A 23,821-nucleotide genomic window follows, 5' to 3' on the forward strand; every position below is an offset into this window, starting at 1 on the left:
GGGTGGCTTGGCAACTCACGTTCGACCGCCTCCCGTTCCGAAGTTGACAGGGCGCGCATTGCCCAGCTCCTTCTTCAAGACTTTCTCCCGACAGAGGAGTGGGGTGATACTTCCGAGCCATGGGGTTGGGAACGCAAGGCCAGGGGCATTCCAAGGGCCGACACAAGAACCGCGACGGCCCCCAGCCACTGTGTTGCGGTCAGTGTTTCCCGAAGGAAGATAGATGCGAAAATGGATGTAAACACGGGAACGAGCGGTAGCAACAGAGCGGCGGCTGTCGCGCTCATTCGCTGCAGCGCGATCCCGTAGAGGAGGAAGGGGATCGAAAAGAGCAGCAATCCGGATCCGGCCACCGGAACAACATCGCCGATGACCACAGAGAGCGTCGGCAATGGGCGAACGCAAATCCATGCAAATACGACCACTGCAAACGCGACGATCTGGCTCGCTGTCGTAAGGCGCAACGCATCCACGCTTTGCGACATCACACGGACCGCTATGCTGTAGAGTGAGGCGAATAGCACGCCGGCGAGTACGAGCGCGACCCCCAGTCCCGGCGTTGCGGAAGGAGCGGATTCAGAGGTCCATTGCAAAAAGCCGACCCCGGCAAAAGCCAACAAACAGAGAAGGACGATAGCACTGTTAGGGATCTCGCCAAGGATCAACCACGCAAGAAGTATGACCATCGGCAGTTCAACTGCGAACAGCATCGCCTCCACCGACGCCGGCAGCATCGATAGTCCGAAGATCGACAGACCAGACGCAAGCGCCGGCTGCAGGATGCCGGCAAGGCCAGCACGCCAATCGCTCAAGCGAGGCGGCGCACCTGAGAAGATCGATAGTACGGTCAGGCTTGCGGCACTCACAGCCAACTGCGCTGTCAGAAGCGAGAGCGGTTCGATGCAGCAGAGCGCGGCCTTGGACAGAACGTTGCCGATGCTCCAGCTGACCGTTGCGAGTGTTCCGCAAAGAAGCGGTAGGAAAAGAGATGGGCTTTCACTCAAGCTTATGACTCCCTTCGTCGCGGCGATCGGAGTGGGTTCACGGCAATGCACGTTTGAATTCTCGGTTCATGATCTGCCGCTGCCGGATCGCATATCGAAACCAGAGCTCTAGTTGTCCTACCCAAGGTCTCGAAGCCACGAGTATCGCATGCGTTGTTTCTATTAGCCTCGAAGCTTCGTCGTTCCGCACCACTGGCGAATGGCATGGTCGGAGGTAACCGGCGACGCCCTTGCGATGATCGTACATGCGTTGTCGATCGCATGAAAACAAGTGAAAGAGCGATAAATCCATACCACGATTTACGTCATCTCCACCTCCGGGGCAGGCTGCTGCATCCTATGGGGTTGAAGACGGATCGGATCGAGCTGCCGTTCCGCCTTCGAAGGACCTGGATCCGGAGATGCGTAAAGCGCTCCGGAAGTTTCTAGTCGCATCGCTCGACGGATACGGCGATGCCCTCACGTGGATTGATTTCGCAACCCGAGGACGCGCGCAGATGATGATTGGGAGGACATTATGCCACAACGCCGGGGCCGGCGCTGAGGGCAGGCCTGGCCAAGGGCCGTTCAAGGCCTCGGGGCCGCACGCTTCTGCAGTTTTCGGAAGCTCGTAAACTGATTCGGTAATCGTAGTCCCTGCTTCTGTCCGAAACCACACGTGCCGAATGTAAGTAAATTGCCAGGGTGTCTGCACACGAGACATTCGGCCGAGAAATTGCGACCAGATTCCTCTGGTTTGCACTGGCCCAAATCATGCTGTGGCTACCAGCGAGAACGCAGAATGGGAGGCGCCTTAGTTGCAACCAGCCATCGAGATGACGTCGTGCCACTGAGAATGTGGGCAAAATATAAGTCGTGATCCGAAATCCGACCTCGATCGGGAGGGGGCGACCTGATGGTCTTGGAAGTCCCGTCTTGGGTCATGACCTGGCTGAGATGCGCCATCCGCAACCTAGATGCGCACGCTCACGCCAGGCGGGCATCTGGTACTCGGATCTGCGTGTGATACCGCTCGAACGCTTGGCGTCATGCCGCTGATGCAGAGATGGTCCAGGAAGCGCTGACGAAGCGTTGATCGTTCGAGTGCGTCTGCTTGCTCGCTGCTTTCGGCAGCGAAGACGGTCTTCAAACTAATCGAATTGTCTGGGGCTAACATGGAGGCATTATGCGCATCTGCGGTATCAAGCTGACGCATGACGGATCAATCGCTCTTAGGACGGACGACTTGTTTTTTGTGTCGAGCAGGAGAAGCGGGACAACAATCCGCGATATCAAAGCATTGACAATCTCGATGCAGTTGTCGTCGCCTTGGCGGAGCAGGGGCTGGATGCGTCGGATGTTGATCAGTTCGTCCTCGACGGCTGGTGGGGAGAGGGGGAGTCGGAATTCAGGTCCTCAGTGGGGCTACGCCAATTACCCTCAAAGGTGCGCCGTATATTGAAAGTCATGGCGATGGCCTGCTAACGTCGCGCGACGGCACTGGCCTGCTACTGGGCGGCAAATCCTTTCCTTACAGGAGCTATCCGCACGTCACGGGCCATGTGGCCGCCGCATACTGCACGAGTCCCTTTGCGAAAGCAGGGCAACCCGCGTTCTGTCTGGTGTGGGACGGCGGCACCTTTCCACGTCTTTATTATGTAGAACTCCGCGGAGCCCAGTTCGTCGAATGCCTGTTCCCAATGATTGGGCACGCCTATGCGGCCGCAGGTTATCACTTCGGACCGTATAAACAGGCGACCCGCACCAATTGGGATCTCGGTGTTGCCGGCAAGTTGATGGCTTACATCGCACTAGGCTCTGTTGATGAAAACATCGTCACGGTCTTTCAGGAGCTTTATGAGGAGCACTTTGGGACCAATGCAGAGCTCGCCCGTCCTGACAGTCCGGAGTCTGCGCTTGAAGCTGTGCATGATTACGTCGATGCCAGCGCGCAGCGGTTGAAGTCCAAGGCTTCCGAAGATGTGCTTGCATCGTTTCATTGTTTCCATGAGCGTCTGCTCGTTCGCGAAATGGCGCGTGCTTTGCAGCGCCATTCGCGTTTTCCAGCGCGCAACTTGTGTATAACAGGCGGTTGCGCTCTCAACATAAAATGGAACAGTGCACTACGTGCCAGCGGCCTTTTCGATGCTGTCTGGGTGCCGCCCTTTCCGAATGACAGCGGATCGGCAATCGGTGCCGCTTGCTCGGCAGTGGCGGCGGACAAAGGCTTCGTGCCGCTTCAATGGTCAGTCTATAGCGGTCCAGCCCTGCAGCCGAGCGATGTGCCGACCGAATGGGACGCTGCGCCGTGTAGCATGAGTGAACTTGCGACCATTCTCGCCAGCAACAAGCCGGTGATTTTCTTTGCCGACCGGGCCGAGCTTGGGCCTCGGGCACTGGGTAGTAGAAGCATTCTCGCAGCCGCGACGACGGCGCGAATGAAGGATCATCTCAACGATATCAAACTTCGCGAACACTTCCGGCCGGTGGCTCCGATATGTTTGGAGGATCGTGCCCCGGACATTTTCAGTCCTGGAACGCCGGACCCTTACATGCTCTTTGATCATCAGACACGAGCAGAATGGCGGGACAAAGTCCCCGCCGTTGTACATCTGGACGGAACTGCGCGATTGCAAACCATTCCCAGAACGTCTCAGCACAAAGTCGCCAAGCTTCTCGTCCAATATGAAAAACTTACGGGTATTCCACTGCTTTGCAACACGAGTGCTAACCACCATGGACGCGGTTTCTTCCCGAATGTCGCAGCGGCCTGCCAGTGGGGAGGCGTTGAGCATGTATGGTGCCATGGCATGCTGTGGACGAAAACACAGAAGTGAGCGATCCCCGGTCCACCGGCACCTTTCCCGCTAAGAATGAGCGAGATATGACAGCGGGTCGCTGTCTACCGGATGTCGCCTAACGTTGCGCCGGGAGGATGCTTCGGGCTGCGAATAGTGCGGCAGGAGGACGATTTTATGTATGGTCCTCGGCACGGCTACCGGCTGATACAGGCATATCACGGTGCTCGGCGAGCCAGTGCCGGCATGCCGCAGAGCCTAACGATAGGCTTGCTGCGCTTAGTGTTCCTGGCACGGCCATTGCTATTGAGAAGCGGCAACACCGAGTGAGGCTGTGCATTCAGACGTGTCGGACAGAGGCTCTCTAACGCCGTGTGTCCATTTCCGAGAGAATAGGCACGGGAGCAACTGCGCTATCGTTGGGACTTGCCAGTGGGCTCATCAAGATCGCCGATTGCGATCGGCCAGCCATGATAAGGGCGGCAAGAAGGGCCGAAGGTCCGGGAAAAGCATCTTTCCGCTCAAGAGCGGTCTGGGATCGCCAGAGCGGCAGCAGCGGCCTGGAAAAAGGGCTTATCCCTCAATTTCAAACTGAGACACGGCGTTATCGCTCAATACCGTCCAGCGTCCCTGGCGATGGGTGCCGCGAAATGGCGCTGGCGCGACACGGGGATAATCATCGCACAAGGAAGCCGCTATTGGCGGCGACTACCGCATCAGCACCGGACATTTTGTCACAACTTAACAGTCGGCGCTGAGGACAGGCATAAGCGAGAATCGGGGCAATGCCCAGAGCCGCACGCGCCGGACAGCTTTCGGTGACCCGAAAACTGATCAGGTGAGCGCAGTCCGTGCTTCTGTCGGAAACCAAACGTGACAAATGTCAGTAGATCGCCAGCGTGTCTGCAAACGCGACGTTCGGCCGAAAAGTCGCGAGCGATTCCTCTAGCTCGCACTGGCGCAAAGTGGTGCGGCAAGAGGACGATTTCATGTATGGTCCTCGGCACGGCTACCGCCTGATACAGGCATATCACGGTGCTCGGCGAGCGAATGCCGGCATGCCGCAGAGCCTAATCATAGGCGCTTGCTGCGCTTAGCGTTCCTGGCACGGCCGTTGCTATTGAGGGGCAGCAACACCGAGTGAAGCTGTGCATTCAGACGTGTAGACAGATGCTCTCTAAAGCCGTGTGCCCATTTCCGAGAGAGCAGGCGCGGGAACAGCCGCGCTATCGTTGGCAGTCGGTTGATGGAGAGCGATATGAGGCCGGCTATCCGGCTTCCCAGCTCACCGCTTGCCGGACGCTGAAGCAGTTCGTCCAGACCGGCCTGCTGGCCGGAGTTGTCCCGGCGTCTCGCGATGTTGTTTTCACCACAAGATGGAGAGTTAGATGAATGCCCCGCTAGGCGTATCTGTAAGGCGCCAAACGACTGACGTAGATGCAATGCTAGCCGAACTGCGATTATGCGAGAGCCCGCATGACGTGGAAGTAAGCGGCCTGCCCCTGCACGTCCTGCCTGGTGTTTTGTCACCACGCCTAAGTCACGGTCCCGACGCATTGATGTCGAAGTGGCACGTCGAACCTGGCGCGACAGTACTCGATCTGGGATGCGGATCAGGTGTACTAGGGCTTGCAGCGCTCCGTGCCGGCGCAGGCTGTCTAGTGGCACTCGACATTAATCCGCAAGCCGTCCTCACGACGAAGATAAACATCGAGAGGTTAGGTTACTCGGACAAAGCCGAGGCGCGCTATAGCGACACCTATTCTGGGCTGCATTCCGGAGAAAAATTTGACATCATTCTCTTTGCCGCCCCCTATTGGAATCGTAAAGCGAAAGACGACCTGGAGCGCTCTTGCTTCGATGAAGATCACAATGTCATGGCCTCTGCTCTCAAAGGTGCGCGGCGCCGCCTAAATGACAAGGGCGTGATGTATGTGCTCTTCTCTGATCAGGGAGATGTCGGGCGCGTCCTGAATTTGATTAATAGGAGTAAGCTGCGCGTCAGAAATATGCATATTTTCCGCCCGTCGATTCCAGAGGGGCACGTCCGGATTATTTGGGAGCTCACGGTGCGATGAAAGCTCTTGGCTCTCGAGCGGCGTTCTGGCCGAGCATGGGCCCCTAAAGAAGGCCGAGGCACTGCACCGCTCGCTTTTCAAAAATCATAATGCTCGCGGCAGTTTCCCGGCCGACGAGGCGCGCTCAACGTTTCTCTCGCCGTGACCCACCGCGATGATCACCGAACCTATGAAAAGCCCGTTCTGGCGCACCTTCACGTAGGAGGCTATCGATCCACGGTTATCACCGGCGCAGCATCGCGGAGCTCGCACTCGCCCTCACCGACGTTTCGATAAAGACGCGCGCCAAGTAATCCGGAAAGGCTGGGCTCGTCCGTTGCCGCGTACTCAGCATTCAGGAGGACTGCGTCTCGGGTCCTTACGGATCGCAGCCTACGTAATGATACGGAGGTCAGCCGTCGCACTTCCTTGATCTTGGAAATGCATCCTCATCTACATGACACCATACAGACCAATCTACGATCCACAACTCTGGCGAGCTCGTGCGCAAGCAACGCGAATCAAAGCGGATTCGCTCGGACCCGGCCAACCCAGGGACAGGCTCCTGAAAGTCGCCAATGAATACGATAAGCTGGCCCAACACGCAGAAAGGGGCGGCGCGCCCAGAACCGACCAAGACCCAGGTTCGTGTCACGATTTCTGATCGTTATCCGTTTTCTTGACTAAATGCTCGAGCGGCTCGCTCCGAGCCACGACGAATGTCTCGGCCGTTTCTTGGCCAATTGGTTCGGATGGCGGTGGTTCTTCGCCCGCGGATGCCGCGGTCCTCAGCAGAATCAACCGCATCATGCGCGTTGCCGATTCCTTGGGTACGTGCCCACCGGCGCCAATTTAACGGAACGCACACCCTTTCGCCGATAACTAATCTCAAAAAGGTGAGCCAACATCAGAAGAGGCAATCAATATTGATTCAAGCGGAAGAAAGCGTGGTCCACCACATGCTCTCATCAATGACAATCAATGCGCTACAGAATCGCGTCGCTCCTACCTAGGAACAGGTGATGCATCATTTGAAGCTTGCGTACGAAAGAGCGGGGCTCATCCCTATGCTGGCATCTACGATTCGGGTATTGGAGCGTATCTCACGTGAGATCAATCAGGCTGAGACGATGTTGGAGTTCATCGGCCGAGGCGAGGGGCGACCGCACTGAATTGGCGAATGAAGCTCCTCGCGCTCCTGGCTATCACGCGATCATAATGACCGAAGAAATCAGGAGGTCAGGTTGAGCTCGACCTTTGACGAGACCATCCCATCGTTGATCTCTGCGGCGATGCACAATCATTGTGCCTTATGCCACCGCCCGCTTTCTGAAGGCCTAGGGAGCCGTCGCGGGCGTGGCATCCCTCGGACGCAAGGCGGCACACGATCGGAACGCGATTTCGACTAGATGCTTTTTCGTGTTCGACTAGCAAATCATAGGAGGCGAGGGAGCCCCTCGCTATTCTTGATCGGCTTCGAACACTTTGCCATGTTTGCTCACCGACCAAATAAGCGCTGCAGGTGATTTAGAGGTGCAGAGGTGAAGGGGGGATGGTGTCCGTAAACATGCCAATCGTCGATTGGCACAACCATAGGCCGAGACGGTCATCCTGTCCTGCGCTCTAGCGCCCCTAAACATTGATGTGGTGCCACACGCATTTTGCGAGTAGTGGAGCTTGGCGTGAAGCGAATTTCCAACTCAACAGGATATCAGCCTAGAACGCGGCCCGGTTTGGAAGTGATCAAGGGGCCATTCGTGCGGGGCCGCCCTGGGCCAATTCCAGCAAAAATCGGACAGCGCGGCCAAATCTTCCTCGGCACCTCCATCGCTGAAGGCCGACCAGTTCGACGAAACCGGAAGGGTACACGCTCCTCTGGTCGCGGCCACGCAAGACCGCCGAGTAAGCCTCGCTCGGCCAACGCCCGGCCCGAACTCATCGGGCGGGTCGGCTCTTGAGACGTTTCTATGACAGCAATCCATAATGTGTAAGCGGTCAAGACTGATAGTGAGTTTCACATATCGCTCTTCATGAGCCTGCAAGGAGAAGATATCCAGATTTTTCACCCCTGATTTCGAAATGGACCTTCGACTGGGTGCCGGTAGCCCAAAAGCTGATCGAGACCTTCGCGCCGACCTCAGTTCTCGCTCACAAGCTCTCGGAGGTCCTATCGATTGAATCCTTGCTGCGGTAACAAGAAAGCATGGTTTACCAGGAACATACCTGGCGAGGCTTCCCGACCATGACGCCGAGATCCGAGCGCGACAACCAACTTCGCTGCGACGAACATCGGTCCGACCAGCAGATGGGCAGGATTGTCGATCATCGCGGGTCGCCGGCGCTCGAACACCAAGTGACCAATGGTCAGCAATGCAGCGCTGGTGACCATCAGGTGGCAGTAGGCGACCACATCCCGGCGGTCGTCAGATAGTTTAGGATCACGTCCGCAGCTTCAAGCAATGCGATCGCCGCGCCAAGGATAACAAAACCAAGCGCGAAGTCGAGCACGAGCCAAAAGATCAGCGCCGGCACGAGTGCTATGGTTGCCACGCGGATATTGATCCCGAATACTGTGAGGACCGCAGGCTAAGAGGAAGAAGGGTAGCCAGGAACAAGAAGAGGGTACGTGCATCGCGCAATTCCAGGGGCGGCGGTCATACTTCGGCGTAGTCCGCAAGCCAGCGCCGGAAATAGGAGTTCATGCGATGCTTGCCTCGCCCATCGTGTCGGCAGGCACGGCACAATTACCATCTACCAAGCGCATATGCTGGCGCCCCCGTCGAACACATACCGGTTGGTACTTAAACGCGGGGGAGCCTCGCGTCAAATCTCCTAAAAACAGCATATGTGCTAGAGTCGTGTACCTGATTCCTCAACTAAGCCGAACCTGTTTGGCGGCGAAGGACACGCACTCGTTCCGTCATAGCGTGCAAGGTCGGTGAGTACGCCTCGTGCGTACACCCGCTCGATCTACTCAGGAGGAGCGTTCTTGAAGCCGACAGCAAGGCCCGCACCTCAGTTTCTCTTGTTTCGATCGGCGCGGCAGGACGACTAGAACTCGTCCAATTGGAGTACGCAGCCGGACTGCCAGCAAAGGCGTCATGACGGGCCGTCGGCAAGCCTGCGATTAGCACAAATTGAGGAGCTTAGCGGTATCCAGCGACGAACACGCCCGCGTCCCACCCTACGGCAATTAAAAGTCTGGCATTGGCGCACCTGCGGCTGCGCCCGGGTGGCGCGGCGAGAGCGGCCTTGTACGGTAGAGCGCCGGCAACTCCGCCATAAGTTGCCTCAGCCATCGGTGGGCGGCCGAATGATGGGTCGATGACGATTGCTGCTGTTGGAGGTCCTGAATTGTCCGTTGGCTACCCTGGCGACGCCCGGATCCCAACTGAGCCCACGCGAACCGCCTTGCCTCGCGTTGCTTGCGAGCGCGAACAGAGTCACACAGTGGGATTGCGTCGACACACCAACCCCGCTGATGTATTGCGCCGGAGGCCTATGCGAATCTCTCCTGCGTGAAGCCTTTGCGCTTCCGCAGCTTTTGAAATTCCCGTCCAGCAAATTACAATGTTTTCAGCGAACTCACGCGAGCAGAGCGCTATTTCTTCTTGGGATGTGGACGAGCCGGCTTGCGACCTTTGCGCAATGTCTTATGGGACGTTGCTCCTTTGGGCGGTTGGAGAAAGAACTCAGATAAATGGACGCCAAGCGATTTAGCCATCCGATCGAGCAGATCGATTGTTGGATTCGCATCTTGCCTCTCAACAGCGCCCATGTATGAGCGGTCAATGTCCGCATCGTAAGCCAATTGCTCCTGCGGAATACCGAGATCCACGCGGATCCGTCGCACATTCCAGGCCACAAGCGCACGAGCTTTCATGCGCCAAAGCAGCCATTCGGCAGGCCATCAAACCACTGGCTATAATCGGCCTATTGTCTCAAGTTTCGCAAAAGATTGCGAACCCGCCGCGTGAGCTTACTTGAAAGAGCCGGCGTTAGACCAGATGCCGGGTACGCGCGCGCCGAATGAGTTGGTGCTGACTCCCTATGACGAACAGCATCTGTTGACGTATTGGCGACTCCTCGGTGCGGAGGCCGACGGCGCCAACTGGGAAGAAGTTGCCCGGATCGTATTGCTTCTCGCCCTGCAGCCCCGGTTCACCTTCCGGGGCAGCAACGTCGGGGCGATCCCGGAAAGCGCCTGCAAGGAAGTGGGATTCCCGGCGACGATCCGCGTCGACCAGAGCAGCGAGGTCGTGTCGCGCGATTTTGACCTTGACCTGTGGCCTAGCAGCGCGGCGTCACGCTGGTTTTTCATGGGTGGTCAGCGCACTGGGCTGTGGGCATCACGCGCTCTCTGGCCTGCACGGAGCATGTCGGCACCTCTGGGCGGGCAAAAACGTGGCCACGTCAGACACCGGGGTGCGCAGGACCGAATAAAGATACGGAACGCATTGTGAGCCACGAGGGTCCGATAGTGCTGCCAGTTCTCACGCAATACATCGCAAAAAGAAGCGCATTCAATCGCATTATTTGATGTTGCCGTCGGATCCATACTGCCCGCGCTTGCAACTAATCGCCAGCGTCAAAGTTCTGCTCCACACTGTCGACTCAAATGCACGTCTCACCATCAGAAGTTTGTGCATCGATCCTGCCGTTACGTTTCGAAGCAAGGATGCGAAAGAACGAAGGCGCAGCATCAACGGAGTTCGCGCAACTTGACGGTGTCACCAATGCGTTCAAATGAATCGAACAAGAGCTCGTCTTAGAAAAGGATACCACCTGGCGGCAGTAGATTGAAATACTCAACTATTGCGTTCAAGTGCTCGTCACAGCTACACGTTGTCCTATAACGAGCTACGCTTTCGTTCGGAATCCAAGGACACTGTTTGGTGATGCAATTTGCGTTGCAATTGGGAAGCACGGCCTTGCGTACGCAGTTGGTCATCGTCTCTCGCGCGGTATGTGCGTCCCGCAGACTGTTGCTGCTGGGCTTTGAGTGGAAATCCGAACGGAGCGCGTCGCTGCAGAGCCAGATCAGCACCACAATCAGGATCATTCTGGCTTCATCTAATGCTGTCCGCCGTGCCAAGCGGCTGAGTATTGGCCAGCGCAATGCCCAAAATCTTGCCTTTGAGGTTGCTGTCTCGAAGCGTGGTCGCTCGCGGCCCTTCTTCGGGCGCACTCTGGCCAAGCCTCCGCCAGGAGCGAGGTCAGTAGCCGAACAGCGTGATCAACATCAATTTGTCTTGAGGGCGTTGCCGGCAGCTTCGAGGTCGCCGCATTTGGGAGTGTCTATGTCTTCCGTCATCCGCACGCTTCATCTTGGCCTCAACCTTCACGGCGCGGGCGGTCACTCCGCAGCGTGGCGTTGGCCGGGCACCAACCCAAGCGCCTTCTTCGACATTGGGCATTACGTTCGTGCTGCGAAGATTGCTGAGCGCGGCCTGTTGGATGCGGTGTTTCTAGCGGATACTCCCGCGGTGCCCTTCGACATCACTCGGCAGCCGCCACTCAATGGGCTTGAGCCTACGCTTGTGCTTTCCGTAATCGCACGCGAGACAACGCGCATCGGGCTGATCGCAACGGCGTCGACGACCTACAATGAGCCATACAATCTGGCGCGCCGTTTCCAGTCGCTCGATGTCATTAGTGGCGGCCGAGCCGCCTGGAATGCGGTTACGACATCCAGCCCAGCGACGGTAGCAAACTTTGGTGGTCGCCAGATCGGACGCGAAGAGCGCTACAAGCGCGCCGAGGAGTTCGTTGAAGCCGTCCGTGCTCTCTGGCTGAGCTGGGGGGATGAGACCATCATTGCCGATCAGGCATCTGGAGTTTACGCCAATAACGATCATTTCCGGCTGCTCGATCCCAGCAAGAATGCGTTCGCAATCCGAGGCCCGCTCACCCATCCTGGCTCGCGCCAAGGCTATCCCGTTATCGTTCAGGCTGGAGGTTCGGATCCTGGCGTGCGCCTCGCCGCGCGCAGCGCCGATGTCGTTTTTTCCGCTGCCGGCGACTTGACGACGGCTATCCGGGAATCCGAGCGCGTGCGTGCGCTCTCGCGACAATTTGGCCGCGTTGCAACTCCACTCATCCTTCCCGGTCTTGTCACCTTCATCGGCGACACGGAACAAGAGGCACAGCGCCGAAAGAAGGAAATTGACGCGCTGCTTGATCTGAAGCGCGCCATGATCGCTCTCGCACGGGACATGGAAGTGCCGGTCGAGAAACTCAGTCTCGACCAGCCCATTCCCGAAAAACTCTTGCCCGACCCGCAGAATGTACCCTTTTCGGTCGGTCATCACCGCACGATCGAAGCTCTGGCACGCGAAGGCCGCACGGTCCGCGAGATCATCGGCAGCGTTCAAGCCTTTGGTCATCGCTTGGTCGTGGGCGCACCCGAGCAGATTGCCGATTCGATCGAGTCATGGTTCCGCGCTGGCGCAGTTGATGGCTTCAACATCATTCCAGACGTACTGGAAGACGGCGCGGCGTCCTTTGTCGACCATGTCGTGCCGATTCTACAGAGCCGCGGGCTGTTCCGCACTGAATACCAGGGTGAGACGCTGCGCGAGCATCTTGGAATCCCTCATCACGGCGCTCCTGCGGACAAGTTGGCGGCTCCGTCGTCCGTGTGACGCTGTTTGTCCGTATTCACTGGAGTTTGAATATGTCTGTTATCACACGCACGAGCATTGGGCGTCTCGCCATCCAACCGAACGGTCGAAGAAGGCAAAAGGCGACGGCTATGCTGTTCGCGCTCTCAAGCCTGTCGCAGATCCCGATTATGACGAGCGGCTGTGCCCAGGACGTTTCAGACGGCAGCTTGAAGCGAGGAGGTGTTATCCGTTATGGGCATTTCCAAGAGCCGCCATGCCTGTTCGGAGGATGGGTGCAGCAATGGTACCTTCAACGGCAGTATAGTGACAATCTGGTCGCTCGGAGTGAAGATGGAAAGATTGTGCCCTGGCTGGCTACGTCGTGGACAATCTCCGGCGACAAGAAAGTATACACGTTTGAGATCAAGCCAGATGTGAAGTTTACCGACGGGACGCTTCTCGATGCACGAGCCGTTGCCGAGAACATCAACGGATGGCTTGGCAATGATCCGGATCGTCGCAACCCTACTGCCGCTCCTTACCTCGAAGACAGCTTTGAATCGGCGACAGCAATTGCGCCGCTCACGTTGCAGATAATCCTGAAGACACCTTTTCAGCCGTTGCTCAACGTTTTCGCGCAGTCCTCCCAAGGCATTTTGTCACCGACTGCGCTCAAGCGCGGACTTGCGGTGAACTGCAACAGCCCGGTCGGATCAGGTCCGTTCATCGTTGAGAAGTGGAATCACGGGCGAAACGTTGTGTTCCGCCGCAACCCGAATTACAATTCGGCGCCAGGAAACGCGAAGCACCAGGGGCCGGCTTATGTTGATGGCATCGACTGGCGGTTTCTTTCGGATCAGACGGTTCGTTATGGGTCGCTGCTTACGGGCGAATCTGACGTCGTCTATGATATTCCGGCGGTTGCTTGGAAGGACGCCAATTCCCGCTTCACCGTCTTGCGGCATATTACGGGCGGCACCCCTTTACGCTTGGCGTTGTATACGGCACGGCCGCCGTTTGACGATGTGCTCGTCCGGCAGGCTTTTGCACACTCTGCTGACCGAAGAGCCGCTGTTGAATTGTCCTTCCTGGGCGCTTTGCCGTTCGAGGCCAATGGTGCGCTGAGTCAGAGTTCGCCCGAGTATCTCAGCGGCCTCGGGCGGTCCTATTCGTATGATGTTGGAAAGGCCAATCAACTCCTAGATCAGGCGGGTTGGACTGAGCACAATAGTGGCGGCATTCGCCTTAAGAATGGCAAGCCCCTCGTCGTGCGTATCTCCTATTCAAGTGCGTTTCTGAAGCCCGATGGCGAGCAGGCATTGCAGGTCATCCAGCAGCAGGCAAAAGCTGCCGGATTCGACGTGCGGCTTCAGCCGACAAACCAGGCGGATTTCTTTGCCGGGAAGAATCTTGGACCGAACGACTACGAGGTTGTGCTCCTCTATTGGGTTGCACCCGGCGCAGAGATCTTCCGCATTTCTTGGAAGCCTGACCAGAACGGCGAGCGGAATCGGTTCAATCCGTCACGCTACCAGGATGAGGCGCTATGGAATGTCATCCGGAAAGCAGAACAGGAATTCAACGATGGCGGGCGGACTGCTCTCTATCAGCAGGCGGAACGCAAAATAGTAGAGAAAGCCGCCGTAGTTGGCTTCACAGTGCTGGATGTCACCTTGGCGACCAGCCCAAAGTTGAAAGATGTCTGGCTGGACCGTGGGTCGGTCGGTGAACCGGTCTTTTATGACGCTCATTTCGCCGACAAGAAATGATGCCCGTCAATATCGCAGCTCATAAGTGGACAGGCTGGCTTGCGGGCCGGCTCGTGTCCGCTGCGTCCGTCGTGTGGCTTGCTGCGACTTTCACCTTCTTTGTTCAGTGCCTGCTGCCCGGCGATCGCGCCCAGATCATCATCAACATGACGAGCGGCAACGTTGGACAGGCCCCTGCCGGAGAGATTGCGGCGGTCAACGCAAAATACGGCTTTGATCAGCCACTTGTTCTTCAATACGCGAAATACATCTGGGGTATCCTGCACGGAGATCTTGGCCAGTCTTACCAGCAGCATCGGCCCGTCGTTGATATCATCGCAGAACAGGTTGGCCCTACAATTATTCTGGCGCTTGCGGCGCTGATTGCGGCATGGGTCATCGCCATCCTGACAACGATCCTCATCGCCGGCAGAGACAACATGTGGTCGACCTTGCTCAGCGGAATGCAGGTGTTCTTGGCAACTGTGCCGCCCTACTGGCTGGCTACAATTCTGCTCGTTGTCTTTGCGGTACAGCTTCGCATTTTCCCGGTCGTCGGAGGGAATTCCCCGATCGGGCTCGTCTTGCCAACGATTGCGTTGGCTTTGGAATTGTCGGGATTTTTGGGGCAAATCGTTCGCAGCGAATTCACGCGTGTCCTCGAGCAGCCATTTGTCATGTCCTCGCGGGCGCGAGGTATGGGCGAGCTCGGCGTCAGGTTTCGCCATGTCCTGCGTCATGCAGCGTTGCCCGGTATTACTTTGTCAGGTTGGGCTATCGGAAAGCTTCTTTCCGGTGCGATCCTAATTGAGGCCGTTTTTGCGCGTCAAGGCCTTGGCGGAGTCCTTGTCGCTGCGACGTCCTCTCGAGACGTTCCAGTCGTCTCGGGGGCTATTTTGATCTCCGCCGGCCTGTTCGCCATCACCAGTATGGTCGTCGATCTCACCTACCGGATCGTAGATCCAAGGATCAAAATGACATGAGCAGGGTCGGCGACTTGAGCGTGTCGTCGCAGCTAGGAGAGGCACCGCAGATCGTTCGTCATGCTCCTCTACGACTTTACGTCGCGCTGATCATCATTGGATTCTTTGTAGTCGCGGCAACTGCGCCGGGTCTGTTGCAGACGCACGACCCGCTCGCTATTGATTTGACGGCACCATTGCAAGCTCCCTCGTTAGCGCACTGGTTCGGAACGGACCAATCGGGCAGGGACCTCTATTCCAGAATTGTCGAGGGAGCAGGACAGTCTCTCACGATCGGTTTTGGCGCAACCGCGCTGAGCATCGCTATTGCGCTGGTTTTCGGCCTGGTCGCCGGACTTTTGGGCGGCGCGCTCGACAACGTTCTCAGCCGGCTTTTGGACGTACTGTTCGCACTTCCCACGCTTTTCCTGGCGCTTCTGTTCGTGAGCGTATTCGGGCCGTCAGTGCTGACCGAGGTCATAGCGGTCGGAATCGGCACAGCACCGGGCTATGCTCGCATGATCAGAGGCCAGGTTCTCTCGGTAAAAGGGGCAGCCTATGTGGAGGCTGCCAAGGCACTCGGTCATCCTTATTCGCGTATCCTGTGGAGGCATATCATTCCCAACGCGATGAGCCCGCCCACTGCGATGATGACGCTTGGTGTTGGGCAAGCCATCATCTGGGCCGCAGGTCTCGCGTTTCTCGGTCTCGGCGTTGCTCCCCCGGCGCCTGAATGGGGCGCGCTGCTGAATGCTGGGCGCAACTATGTGATCTATGCATGGTGGCTTGAAATCATGCCGGGCGTTGCCGTTGTGGTTTTTGCTCTCAGCCTGACCGTCCTCGGACGCTATTTCCAGGATCGGTTAGAAGGAAAGATCTGAAATGCTCCACGTTCCTCCTCGGCAGGTTCCCCCGCTGGCGGACCTCCTTACTGTCGATTCGCTCTGTGTGTCATTCGGGCGGGATCTTCCTGAGGGAACAGCCGTGCGCGGTGTCTCTTTCTCTCTCCAGGCTGGCCGCTGCCTGGCAATCGCCGGCGGGTCCGGCTCCGGCAAGAGCGTGGCCTCGCGCGCCATTGTCGGTCTTGCTGGCCGCCGAGCTCATGTCCATGCGCGTCAACTGAACTTCGCGGGCACCGATCTCATGGATCTTGATGACCGCAGCTGGCGGCGCGTCCGTGGCAAGGAGATCGGCTTCGTTCTGCAGGATGCGCTCGTGGCGCTCGACCCGCTCCGCCCTGTGGGGAAGGAAATCGGCGAAGCATTGCTTCTCCATCATGCAGTTACTTCAGGAGAGGAACTCAAAAGGCGTGTCGTCGCACTCCTTGAGCTCGTCGGGGTACCTGAAGCCGAGGTGAAGGCCCGGCAACTGCCGCATCAACTATCTGGTGGCCAGCGTCAACGCGCGCTCATCGCTGCCGCGCTGACGCTAGATCCGCGTATCCTGATCGCCGACGAGCCGACCACGGCTCTCGACGTCACTGTGCAGGCACAGGTGCTGGGACTGCTGGAAGAGACCAAGGTTCGGGGCAAGGCGCTCATCTTGATCAGCCATGATCTGGCGGTGGTCTCCCGGATAGCCGACGAAGTCTTAGTCATGCATGAAGGCGAGGTCGTCGAGCGCGGATCGGCAGACCAGGTTTTCCAGGACCCGCAGCACGCCTATACGCGCCAGCTCCTGGATGCAGTGCCCTCTGCTCGCCCGCGCGGCCCTCGTCTGTCGTTATTGGCCGCTGCACGGCCGCCGCAGCCGCAGTCACGCTCTCTGGAGCAATTACCAGCGCAATTATCATCGACATTCCCTCCCATCGTGCTCAGCGCGGCAAATCTTGTGAAGCGGTTCAAAGGACCAGACGGCGTGCTGCGGACGGTCGTCGACGATGTCTCCTTTGAGCTGCGATCTGGCGAGACTCTGGGCGTCGTCGGCGAGTCCGGATCTGGCAAGTCGACGATGGCACGAATGGCGCTGGCGCTCGACCTGCCCGACGATGGGGCCGTTCTGTTTCAAGGTCAGGCCTGGACCACGCTCACTGATCGCGAGCGCAGAGCGCGGCGCCGGGCTATCTCGGTCATTTACCAGGATCCCCTCAGTTCCTTTGATCCTCGCTGGACTGTGGGACGCATCATATCCGATAGCCTCACCAGTGACGTGTTGACCAGAGGCGAGCGCGATCAGCGCGTTGTCCAGCTCCTTGACCTGGTCGGACTATCGCGAGCCTTCCTGGGTCGCCGACCGCTCGAACTCTCGGGCGGTCAGCGCCAGCGCGTTGCGATCGCCCGCGCGATCGCTCCAAGGCCCGCCGTGATCGTCTGCGATGAGCCGGTCTCAGCGCTCGACGTCTTAATCCAGGCACAGGTGCTGGACCTGCTGGCCGATCTGAAGGCGCATCTTAACGTGAGCTACATCTTCATTTCGCATGATCTGGGTGTGGTCCGCCATCTCAGCGATCGCGTGATGGTCATGCGGCAAGGGCGCGTCGTTGAGACCGGCACCAGGGACGAGATATTCCTCAATCCGCGTACCGACTACACCAAGGGCTTGATCGACGCAGTTCCAAGTCTTGCGCGCGGCGGGGCGGCCAATCGTTCATTCAGCCGCCTCTAAGAAGACGCCCTCATAAGTGCGCTCATTTCCATGCCCTGTGATGAAGGCCGCTTCGACGAACGGGCCACGGCCTTTGTCGATTGAAAACGCGTAGAAGCCACATCCTCGTCAGCAAGCGAGGCCTTTGTCATTGGGTCCAACGTTTACTGCCATTCGAGTCGAGAGTTCAGTCTAACCGATTTGCGGCGCTGGTGAGCTCGGAGGGGTTGTCATATTCGGCGTCCGTCTATTGGGATTCCTGCGGTGCAGAAATTGCGGGATGTCTGCGGGCTGGCTCGTCTTTGATGCCGACTGTGGGATTTGCGACATGTTGTCGGAGGAGGACACGCCCGCTAAAGCAAATAGCCATTACAAATCAAGCTATCGCAGTTGGCACGAGCCTTGAAAGGGAGCTGTCATCCAGCATGGCATGCTCAAGGAACGTAGTGATGGCTCATAAGATCATAGCCTCTCAGTTCACGTATGCGTCGCGTGCGATTGCGACTCCCGAACGCCACTGTCCGACTCAGTGCGCGCTCGCGCACGCTTTCGCCAAGGTGATCGACCAAGCCTCGATTGCGGTCCACGCCCGCACCTATCGCGGTGCCGATGACCGACCATTTTGCTAGCCACCTGCCGCGTCTTCTTTGCGCTCAAAATGCGCCAAAAAGTCGATGCGCTGGCGGAGGCGCTGATCAAGCCGCGCATCAGCGGGCGAGCAGTCGCCAAACCACAGGCTTAACGGTAAGCCCAGGCCGATGCGCGCCTCCTCTGTGAGGCGAAGCTGCCCAGGCGGACTGATTCCGCATCGGCAGCCCATCGCGACTTCAGGGCGAAAAGAGCATCATCTCGGCGGAACAAGAGTCGTTTGCGGCCGGGGCAAACCGAGTAGCTAGATTTCCATGGACAAAATAATCGAAGCAAAACCAGTATCAGTTTTGCGGCAGGGGGGCACGAGACGGGCGGCTGGCCAACACCTCACGATCGAGCTCAGCGAAACCGTGAAGCTCGCGTGGCCAATGGTGTTGACCCAGCTTGCGCAGGTCGCGATGATGACAACGGATCTTGCCTTTATCGGCCACATCGGGCCTCAGGCACTCGCCGCGGCCGCCCTGGCGGTCACGCTCTATCTCGTCAGCTTCACCTTTGGCGCGGGCCTGCTGGCGCCGATCGCACCGTTGGCCGCGCAGGCCTATGGGGCGGGGAATCTTGCTATGGTACAGCGCGCACTGCACACGGGGCTATGGGCGGCGCTGTTACTATCGTTCCCGATCATAGCGTTTGCGTTTTGCGGAGAGCAAATACTGCTCGCTTTCGGTCAGGCCCCAGACGCGGCGCGGCTCGCCAAGCAATATCTGTTCGGACTGGCCTTGGGCGTGGTGCCGGCGCTATGGCTGCAGGCCATCCGTAATTTCATGAGTGCGGTCAACCGGCCGGAGCCGATCTTGTGGATCACGCTGGCGGCAATCCCTCTCAACGCCGTGCTCGTGTATCTGCTGGTCTATGGCAAGTTCGGGCTGCCGCGGCTTGAGCTGTTCGGGGCGGCGCTTGCGAGCACGCTGGTGAACTGTGCGATGTTCCTGGCCGGTTTGTGGTTTGCCACAATGCGTCGTCCTTTCCGTGACTACCACGTGCTTGCAGATCTCTGCCAATTCGATTGGCCCTTCTTGCGCCAGCTGATCGTGATCGGGACTCCGATCTCAATCGCCTCCCTGATGCAGTACGGAGTTTTGTCGGCTGCCGCGCTCCTGGCGGGCCTGATCAGCACCAGTGCACTCGCTGCTCATCAGATTGCGATTCAGATCACCGTGATTACATCCATGATCGCTTTCGGCATCAGCATGGCGGCGGCCGTGCGCGTTGGCCATGCGGTCGGCCGCAACGACGGTCCCGGCATCAAGCGGGCAGGCCTGGTCGCGATGCTGCTCGGTACCGTAATCGCTGCTTTGCTGATAATTGCGGTGATCGTCGCGCGTTTTGAGATCGCCGAGCTGTTTCTGGACAAATCGGTCGGAGATGCCGACGCGACGATCGGACTGACTGCAGAGCTCCTTATGGTCGCCGCGAGCCTTTTTGTCACTGATGCCGCGCAGAGCATTGCGGCGGGCGGTCTGCGCGGCCTGAAGGACACTCAGGTGCCGCTTCTGTTCGTCTGCATTGCCTATTGGCTGATCGGCTTCTCACTTGGCTACGTGCTTGGTTTGAAGATCGGGCTTGGTGCGATTGGCATTTGGATTGGCTTGTCAATCGGGACAACCATCTATGCGGGGCTCCTCGTCCTGCGTTTCCAACTGCTGGCGAGCAGGCGTGCTCTCAGAGCCGTCACTTGATTGCGTAATGATGGTTCTTGGCGAGCGGGAATCCAGGAATGCGAGGCGACTTCAGGGGTCCCTCCGCCTTCACAGAGGCAAGGCGTCCGATTGGAAACAAGATGACAGACCGCGCAGTCACCAGCAGTTGCGTGCCTTTTGCAAAGGCACATCGAAACCAATTTGCCGGCCCAGTTTGACATCCATCTCGTCGTTGCCGACCGCGCCACCACAAGCATCCAAGGAGCTGGCTCGCCCGAAGTCCGCGCTGGCACATTCTCTTCTGCCCTATCCTTCCTCGACCAGGTCGAGCGCTTCTTCAGGCTCATCACCCGTCACGCCCATCCGGCACCGCCGACCACAAAAAAATGCGACGGCCTATCGGCGCCTACAATGCAATTGCACGCCCTGCATGTGAACTCCTGACCCGAACTCCGCCCCCGGAACCTCGCGCGACGTTGTCGGCGAATTTCCGGAACGGAGCTGCGTCGCCGGGACGAAAACTGAGGAACGCAGGCGGCGATTTGTGGCTCAATACGACATCTGGAGAATGCGCCTACGTGCATTGAAGGCAACCGTCACTCAACGGTCGCGGAAAGGGACATCGCACTTGTGGTCGAAGTGATAGAGAACAAGCAGGACCCGCCGTTACGAGCGTTGTGAATCATTGTCCGATTTGTGACAGGACGCGCTCCTTGTCAGTTGCCAGCCCAGACGGCTTCTGCCGAGCGCCGTTTCTAGACAATGTCTATCAGGACAGATGAGGGATGGCACAGACGTTGCTATTGAAGTGCATCGTGAGGCCGACTGTTAGAAGCACGAACTCGGGGTTAGCCGAAGTTGCGGCGTTTTTCGCTCGACTGTCGACGGGCTGATTAAGTACCACAAGGGTGAGGTCCTGGGAGATCAACTCCGTCTGCTACAACTTGCTCAGGCTTTTCGTGCGTGTCGGTTCGTGATGGCACAATTCAAGAGGCCCGGTCAGGTAAGTTAAATCCTGATGAGTGATGATGCTTAAGTCCCAGAAAGAAATCCCAAGAGGCGCTCGCGGCAAACCTTGGCTACCTGAAACAGACGGGCCATGCAAAAGGCGCGCGGCAAACGAGACTAAGAAAGTGCGCTCGTGATCGAGAATGGAAACTGTCGACAATGACGCAAGCCATCGATACCAATAGCCACTTCAGCGTGCATGAGGAGCTAAGTATCCGTGCAACGACGATAAGCCAGTCCTCGGCAGATGGTGACTTTGTCCGCTACTGGAGCCGAAAAGTGATCGGGCGTCTGCGTTGGCTGCGGTGGAAAGGCGAACCGAGGACGCAATCAAGAAGACCGGCATCGGCCTGCGGCTATCTTCCGAGAACTTCACCGGTCATGATCTATCCGGATTTTCGTTGCGGCGATGCATCCTCAATCGTGCGCAACTCCACGGAGCGAAGCTGGATGGGGCCGATCTGTCGGAGGCCAACCTTGTTTGCCCCGGATTAGAGCGCGCAAGCTTCCGCGGAGCCAAGCTCGACTTTGCGTATATGCATGCTATTGCCGCGCAGGTCTGCAATTTCGATGATGCAAGTTTGCGCAATCTCATCGATGCAACCGGTAGCCTATTCCACGGGTGCAGCATGCGAAGGACCCGTTTCGACAACGCAGTCCTAAGTGGCGTGCTCTTTTATCAATGTGACGCGAGCCAGGCTGTCTTTGATGGCGCTGAACTGCAAGGATCGACCATCAATGAATGCTACCTGCCTTGCTCGTCCTTTAATTTTGCCAAGTTAAACCAAGTTACGATGACGAAGGCGCATCTGACCGGCAGCTCGCTCTTGCAGTCAAGGGGGGAGTGTCTATCAATCCTGCGCCCCACTTCGGTCGATGATCTTGTCCTAGAGAACGCTCATCTTCCTTACTTCAGGCTTTCAAAGGCGAGCGGTCGCATCCTGGCCAAAGCGCTGAGCGCCCCCTTTGCGGATTTCAGCCTCTCAAATCTTGCCAAGGCAGAGCTCGAGGAGGCAGATCTATCGGAGGCGCGACTTCTGTCCGTAAACCTCGCCAATGCCAACCTCGTCGGCGCAGTGTTGAACGGAGTATCAGTGCGTTCTTGCCAGCTCGATGGAGCTGATCTATCTCGCGCATCAGGGGAAGCCATTTCGATCTTCGAGAGCACGATGCGATCCGCCCAGTTGCGCGGCTTCCGTGCGCGCTGTGCGTTTATACGCGATTGCGATATCGATGATTCAGATTTTTCGCAGGCGTACCTATATCGCTCAATGATTACCGGTGATCCTCCGCAGTCCATGGCTTTGAACCGCGCCAAGTTCGAGGGAGCCAACCTTGTTCAGTCATATATTGCGGCAGGAATGACTGGCAGCAACCTGGAAGCGGCCCGTACGGCATACGTTCGAATGAATCAATCCTCGCTCTGCAAAACGAACTTGAGTGGAATTTCACCTTTCCAGGCAAGCTTTGTAAAAACAGACTTCTCGGATGCAATGATAACGACGTTTGAACCTCCGTTCTTTGCAGACAGATGTCCTGGGCTCCAGGCTGCTTTGAAGGACGTGGAAGATCGGAAATCCGAACCTTCAGAATATCTGGCTGAGTTCTCATCGCTAATGAGGCGCGGTCGAGAAGGATCGACCTGATTGGGCTAAAGGACGCATGACGATCTGGGGCGCCTGTCATTAGAGAAGGAAAATGGAGAAGCGGGATGCGTCCCCGTTGTGGCCGGATTCCAGGCGCTCATGAGCTCATTCGCCGCGCGGTCGATGTGGCCGGTAGCGCTCGCCATGCGTTATGTCTAATCGAGCAGCAGGGCTGCGGGGCAATCAACAAGACGGAGTAGGAAACATGCATCTAGCGTCTCTTTCAGCTGGCAAGACCTTCATTACGGACGTAGCAAGAAGAGGTCAAACTATCGGCACAGTACACACTTTAGGAGCGTTGCATCTGGGCCACGCTGAGTTAATCAGAAGGGCCGCAGCCGAGAACGATGTGGCCATTGTCACAGTGTATCCGAACAAAATTCAGCTTAGCCCAGGTCCTGAGTACGAGTTCAATTTGGAGGATGACATTGCGCTTGCGCTGGGAGCGGGCGCTTCTGCTGTGATTTCAACGAGCGACGCGGAGATGTTTCCGCCGGGATATCGAACGTTTGTGTCTCAAGGGGATTATCCGCTGCGTGCGAACGGGCCTCATGGGCTCCTCAAGGAAGGTGTCACCGGATGCATCCGCTGGATTTGTTTTGCGCGACCAACTCGCAGCTATTTCGATTTAAAGGATATTGGACAGGCCCTTCTCGTGAGGCGAGCGGTCGCGGACCTGCTTCTTGATTGCGAGATACGATTTGTGCCGACAGTACGATACAAGAACGGAGTGCCTATTTCGTCGCGTTTGCGACACTTCGATCGTTCCGAGCTGGACGAGCTTTCATCGCTCTTCATGGCGCTGGACCACTTGAGAAAAGAGGCCGCTCGCGGAGTGTCTTGCGCCCAAGACCTGATAGACTCGGCAAGACCGCTGATCAAATTCCGACGGTTTGAATTTGAATCTCTTCGCATTGTTGGCGCGGACCGCTTTGAAGATCAGAAGCAGATCGAGCTTCCCTTTATAATCAGTGGAGTCGCCCTCGGTCGCGGCCTCAGAGTGTCTGAGAGTATCTTTGTACCGGATCAAGATACACTTTTGCATGGTCCTGCTGATATATGGATCGATTTGCCCGCGGAGTGGGAGTCTGGCGATCGCGCACAGTCGCGGGCTTGATGAGATCAGCGGCGGTTCGGCCA

Annotated in this window: 14 protein-coding genes and 1 pseudogene; 11 read left to right on the forward strand and 4 right to left on the reverse strand. The window is 57.6% G+C overall.

The annotated features are described in order from the left end of the window. Positions 1 to 74: 74 nt before the first annotated feature. A complete protein-coding gene (locus IVB26_RS06365; RefSeq protein WP_247971019.1) occupies positions 75 to 1,004 on the reverse strand; it encodes a DMT family transporter in 930 nt (309 codons plus the stop codon). A 1,165-nt stretch (positions 1,005 to 2,169) separates the two neighbouring features. On the opposite strand from IVB26_RS06365, the pseudogene nodU reads away from it, so the two are divergent. Then, positions 2,170 to 3,820 (forward strand): annotated as a pseudogene (gene nodU / locus IVB26_RS42900) (nodulation protein NodU). Positions 3,821 to 5,340: 1,520 nt separating this feature from the next. Then, positions 5,341 to 5,859: a 50S ribosomal protein L11 methyltransferase gene (locus IVB26_RS06380; protein WP_247973085.1), complete on the forward strand. Its 519-nt coding sequence runs from the start codon at positions 5,341 to 5,343 to the stop codon at positions 5,857 to 5,859. A gap of 2,146 nt (positions 5,860 to 8,005) precedes the next feature. On the opposite strand, the gene IVB26_RS06385 is transcribed toward IVB26_RS06380, so the two are convergent. From IVB26_RS06385 to IVB26_RS06395, 3 genes are all read right to left on the reverse strand, one after another. Then, the gene (locus IVB26_RS06385; RefSeq protein WP_247971020.1) at positions 8,006 to 8,248 is read right to left on the reverse strand and encodes an Mpo1-like protein; all 243 of its coding nucleotides are present in this window, start codon (positions 8,246 to 8,248) and stop codon (positions 8,006 to 8,008) included. Further along, entirely contained in the window at positions 8,227 to 8,388 is a 162-nt protein-coding gene (locus IVB26_RS06390) for a hypothetical protein (RefSeq protein WP_247971021.1), read from the reverse strand. Before IVB26_RS06390 ends, IVB26_RS06385 begins: the two co-directional genes overlap by 22 nt. Positions 8,389 to 9,439: 1,051 nt before the next feature. Then, positions 9,440 to 9,721 (reverse strand): helix-turn-helix domain-containing protein, encoded by a 282-nt coding sequence (locus IVB26_RS06395; protein WP_247971022.1) that lies wholly within the window; start codon positions 9,719 to 9,721, stop codon positions 9,440 to 9,442. Between the two features lie 100 nt (positions 9,722 to 9,821). Between IVB26_RS06395 and IVB26_RS43380 the strand changes: the two genes are divergently transcribed. The 9 genes from IVB26_RS43380 (at position 9,822) to IVB26_RS06440 (ending at position 23,798) form a co-directional block, all read left to right on the forward strand. Beyond that, complete coding sequence (locus IVB26_RS43380; RefSeq protein ID WP_458309332.1) at positions 9,822 to 10,301, forward strand: hypothetical protein; 480 nt, start codon at positions 9,822 to 9,824, stop codon at positions 10,299 to 10,301. A 435-nt stretch (positions 10,302 to 10,736) separates the two neighbouring features. Beyond that, positions 10,737 to 12,482, forward strand: coding sequence for an NtaA/DmoA family FMN-dependent monooxygenase (locus tag IVB26_RS06405; protein ID WP_247971023.1), 1,746 nt, complete (start codon positions 10,737 to 10,739; stop codon positions 12,480 to 12,482). Between the two features lie 110 nt (positions 12,483 to 12,592). Then, positions 12,593 to 14,212, forward strand: a complete 1,620-nt coding sequence (locus tag IVB26_RS06410) for an ABC transporter substrate-binding protein (RefSeq protein ID WP_247971024.1) — start codon at positions 12,593 to 12,595, stop codon at positions 14,210 to 14,212. After that, positions 14,209 to 15,174, forward strand: coding sequence for an ABC transporter permease (locus tag IVB26_RS06415; protein ID WP_247971025.1), 966 nt, complete (start codon positions 14,209 to 14,211; stop codon positions 15,172 to 15,174). The genes IVB26_RS06410 and IVB26_RS06415 overlap by 4 nt, the downstream gene beginning before the upstream one ends. Next, on the forward strand, positions 15,171 to 16,034 hold the full coding sequence (locus tag IVB26_RS06420; RefSeq protein WP_247971026.1) for an ABC transporter permease: 864 nt from the start codon (positions 15,171 to 15,173) through the stop codon (positions 16,032 to 16,034). Before IVB26_RS06415 ends, IVB26_RS06420 begins: the two co-directional genes overlap by 4 nt. Before the next feature lies 1 nt (position 16,035). Further along, complete coding sequence (locus IVB26_RS06425; RefSeq protein WP_247971027.1) at positions 16,036 to 17,757, forward strand: ABC transporter ATP-binding protein; 1,722 nt, start codon at positions 16,036 to 16,038, stop codon at positions 17,755 to 17,757. An 881-nt stretch (positions 17,758 to 18,638) separates the two neighbouring features. Then, positions 18,639 to 20,066 (forward strand): MATE family efflux transporter, encoded by a 1,428-nt coding sequence (locus tag IVB26_RS06430; protein ID WP_247971028.1) that lies wholly within the window; start codon positions 18,639 to 18,641, stop codon positions 20,064 to 20,066. 1,274 nt (positions 20,067 to 21,340) lie between these two features. Beyond that, positions 21,341 to 22,681 carry a pentapeptide repeat-containing protein gene (locus IVB26_RS06435; RefSeq protein ID WP_247973086.1) on the forward strand — a complete coding sequence of 447 codons (1,341 nt, stop codon included), beginning with the start codon at positions 21,341 to 21,343 and terminating at the stop codon, positions 22,679 to 22,681. Positions 22,682 to 22,886: 205 nt separating this feature from the next. Next, positions 22,887 to 23,798 (forward strand): pantoate--beta-alanine ligase, encoded by a 912-nt coding sequence (locus IVB26_RS06440; protein ID WP_247971029.1) that lies wholly within the window; start codon positions 22,887 to 22,889, stop codon positions 23,796 to 23,798. Positions 23,799 to 23,821 lie beyond the last annotated feature (23 nt).

Source organism: Bradyrhizobium sp. 195 (genome assembly GCF_023101665.1).
In the GTDB taxonomy this organism is placed as follows: Bacteria; Pseudomonadota; Alphaproteobacteria; order Rhizobiales; family Xanthobacteraceae; genus Bradyrhizobium.